We start from the raw sequence: 3,661 nt of genomic DNA on the forward strand, positions 1-3,661 counted from the left end.
AGGAACGGCTTCAGCGCGGCAATCTGCTCGTCGACAGCTTCTCCGGCTTTGACCATCAGGATGATCGGGCGCGGTGCGCGGATATTCTTCGCGAGATCTTCCAATGTTTCGCAAGGAATAATCTGGCCTTTCAGGCTACCAGCCTCTTCGTAGAACTCGTGAGTCTTTGCCACTGTCCTGTTGAAAACCGCGACTCGATAACCGTTTTCAGCGATATTGAGCGCCAGATTGGCGCCCATGACGCCAAGGCCGATCAATCCGATGTCAGCTTGCTGCATGATTTTAGTCCTTGCTTATTTCGATGCTCAGGGTCCGAGGGACGGCTTCGGTCCGGATGAGCATTTGTATAGCAACGGGCACCGGCGGCAATGGTTAGTTGCGTTCACAATCTAATTATCACGGAGCTTTTCCATATCGCGGATGCGATCGGCGCTGCTCTTTTCCAGCTTGCGGGTCACTTCTGCGATCAAGGTCTCGGCCACAAGGAAGAGCGTCGCAGACGAATCCCAGGGCGAGGGCACGGCGGTGCGGCCGGCGATGACGTGGCGGGCAAAGCGTGCGATTGGCGAAAGCCATTGATCGGTTATCAGGACAATCTCCACCCCGCGTGCCTGTGCCTTTTCGGCAAACTGGATCAGACTCTGCTGATAGCGGCGGATATCAAAGATGACGAGGACATCCTTCTTTCCCATGTCGATCAGGTGGTCGCGCCAGTGGCTCTCCTGGCCAGTGAGGTGAGTCACGCCTGGTCGGGTGATCTTGAGATGCGCGGCCATGTATCTGGCAATCGGATCGGTAAAGCGGCCACCCAGAAGGTAGATGCGGGCGCGGCTGCGGCTGATGGCGTCGGTGACATCATCCAGTTGTTGTGCCGAGAGATGCTGGAAGGTCTCGCGAATATTCTCGATTGCAGCTTCCATGAGAGGGAATGCCGGGCCGTCTTTCGCGGTCTGGATCGTGCTCGCGCGGTTCCATGGCGATTGCACCTGGGCGGCCAGTTCCTCTTGCAGCGCTCCCTGGAAATCCGGGTAGCTCTGGAAGCCAAGACGGGAAACAAAACGAAGAATCGTTGGCGAACTGACGCCGGCCTGAGTCGAAAACTCGGCCACAGTGCGCAAGCCGATCAGTGGATAATTGGCGATCAGCGTCTGCGCAGCTTTGCGTTCCGATGCGGGCATCGCGTCGATTTTCTCAGCTATCAGCTCGGAAATGCTGGTCGTCATCGATGTTTCCCCACGAAATCCGGTTTTCGGATTTGACAATCTTGCCTGTTCTGTATCAAATCATACGAGAGTGGAAATAAAAACAGAAAATGTAACGTAAGATACATTTGCCGAAGAGGGCAGGATGGGCCAACGCCTTTCTCAAAGGACGCCGCGGACAGTGGCGGATGACTGGAATCCAGTCCGGGTATCGAACCCCGACGGGCGCTCACAGTTTGTCATCCTTTGCGACCATGCCTCCAACTACATCCCTGATGGCTTCGGCTCGCTTGGCCTCGATCCGGACGACTTGCAGAAACATATCGCCTGGGACCCCGGCGCACTGGGCGTCAGTCGGGTGTTGAGCCGGGAGCTCGACGCGCCGCTGGTCGAATCCTGCGTGTCGCGCCTCATCATCGATTGCAATCGCCCACTCAACGCGCCGGATCTCGTACCTTCGTTAAGTGAAGTGACAACGATTCCCGGCAATGTGGATCTGGATGATGCAGCGAAATCGCAGCGTGTAGCACTTTCGCACAAGCCATATCACGCGGCCATCGAGAAGCTGGCAGATGAGCGGGCAAGCAAAAGCATGCCTGATCCGATCTACGTGGCGGTGCATTCCTATACGCCGGTCTATCGCGGAGTTGAGCGCCCCTGGCACATCGGCATCATCCATGATGACGATGACCGGGTCGCCGCGCCATTGATTGCCGGGCTGCAGGCGTTGAATGAGTTCAATGTCGGCATCAACCAACCTTATTCACCGGCAGACCGTGTCTATTACACACTGGAGCGACACGCTTCTGCCTTTGGATTGCCGGCTGTGATGATCGAGATTCGAAACGATCTGATCACCACACCATCAGAAGAACAGGCGTGGGGCGTCATGCTTTCCAGGCTGCTAAGGGAGAACGTGGAACCCATCGCGTTCGAAAGCAATGGGTTCGCCAAGAAGGGGACTGCATAAACAAAACTACGGAGTAACGCTCTCGCGAGTATCTGACGTTGCAACTTACCAGAATAATAGGGGAACGTGATGACACAGCAAGACTATACTGAGACAGACAAATCGGAGGACATAAAGGTCCTCCATAGCATGGGTTATGCCCAGGAACTGGAGCGGCGGCTCAGCCGCTTTTCGAACTTCGCCGTATCCTTCTCAATCATCTGTATTCTTTCCGGCGGCATCAACTCGCTGGCGCAGGCGACCTCCGGTGCCGGCGGTATCGGTATCGGCATCGGCTGGCTGGTCGGTTGTTTCGTTTCGCTGACCTTCGCCGTCGCCATGTCGCAGATCAGTTCGGCCTATCCAACTGCCGGCGGGCTCTATCATTGGGGTTCGATCCTCGGCAATCGAGGCACTGGCTGGGTTACGGCATGGCTCAACCTGCTGGGCCTCATCACCGTTCTCGGTGCCATCAATGTCGGCACCTGGACGTTCTTCGTAGGTGCTTTCGGTCCGACCCTTGGCATCGAGAACACGCTCACGACGCAAACGATCTTCCTGATCATCATCACCGGTGCTCAGGCACTGATCAACCATCTCGGCATCAAGCTGACGGCCAAGCTCACGGATTTTTCCGGTTACCTGATCTTCTTTGGCTCGATTCTCATTGCTGTCGTCTGCCTGTTCGCAGCCGAAACGTGGGATTTCAGCCGCCTGTTCACCTTCCATAACTACTCCGGTGAGGCGGGCGGCAATGTATGGCCTGCCGTTTCGAACTGGTGGGTGGTTGMGCTTGGCCTCTTGCTGCCGATCTATACGATCACCGGCTATGACGCTTCAGCCCATACATCGGAGGAAACGATCAAGGCCGCACATTCAGTCCCGCGCGCCATGGTCATGTCGGTCGTTTGGTCAGCGATTTTCGGCTACCTGTTCCTTGCCGCATTCATCCTGATGATCCCGAACATGGACGAAGCCGCCAAGCAGGGCTGGAATGTATTCTTCTGGGCATTCGATCAACGGGTCGGCTCGGGTCTCAAGGAATTCGTCTATCTCGTCGTTTTCCTTGCGCAGCTGCTCTGCGGTCTCGCAACGGTGACATCAGCCTCGCGCATGATCTTCGCCTTCTCGCGCGACGGCGGATTGCCGGGTTCCACGGCCTTGGCCAAGGTCAGCCCGACATACCGTACGCCGGTCGCCGCGATCTGGACATCAGCAGTGCTTTCGGTGCTGTTTGTCTGGGGATCGTCGGTCGTCTCTGTCGCAGGAACTTCGGCCTATACGATCGTCGTATCCTGCACGGTCATCTTCCTGTTCCTCTCGTTCACAGTGCCGATCGTGCTTGGCCTGCTTGCCTGGGGAACTCCGAAATGGGACAAGATGGGTCCATGGAWTATGGGACGCGGCGTCTTCACGCTGTTCGCGATCCTCTCGGTCCTTTCGATGATCCTCATCTTTATCATCGGCATCCAGCCTCCTAACGACTGGGCCCTCTACATCACCGTCGGAT

4 protein-coding genes are annotated in these 3,661 nt (G+C 56.6%); 2 read left to right on the forward strand and 2 right to left on the reverse strand.

The genetic code is table 11. The features are described from left to right. On the reverse strand, positions 1 to 278 hold a 278-nt coding region (locus ACXJ5O_RS21490), incomplete at its 3' end, for an NAD(P)-binding domain-containing protein (protein WP_457301664.1). A 111-nt stretch (positions 279 to 389) separates the two neighbouring features. Continuing rightward, positions 390 to 1,223 (reverse strand): MurR/RpiR family transcriptional regulator, encoded by an 834-nt coding sequence (locus ACXJ5O_RS21495; protein ID WP_457301665.1) that lies wholly within the window; start codon positions 1,221 to 1,223, stop codon positions 390 to 392. A gap of 124 nt (positions 1,224 to 1,347) precedes the next feature. Here ACXJ5O_RS21495 and ACXJ5O_RS21500 point away from each other — a divergent pair, with 124 nt between their 5' ends. Next, positions 1,348 to 2,172, forward strand: a complete 825-nt coding sequence (locus tag ACXJ5O_RS21500; protein WP_457301666.1) for an N-formylglutamate amidohydrolase — start codon at positions 1,348 to 1,350, stop codon at positions 2,170 to 2,172. Between the two features lie 69 nt (positions 2,173 to 2,241). Continuing rightward, on the forward strand, positions 2,242 to 3,661 hold a 1,420-nt coding region (locus ACXJ5O_RS21505; RefSeq protein WP_457301667.1), incomplete at its 3' end, for an amino acid permease.

Source organism: Phyllobacterium sp. P5_D12 (assembly GCF_054049495.1).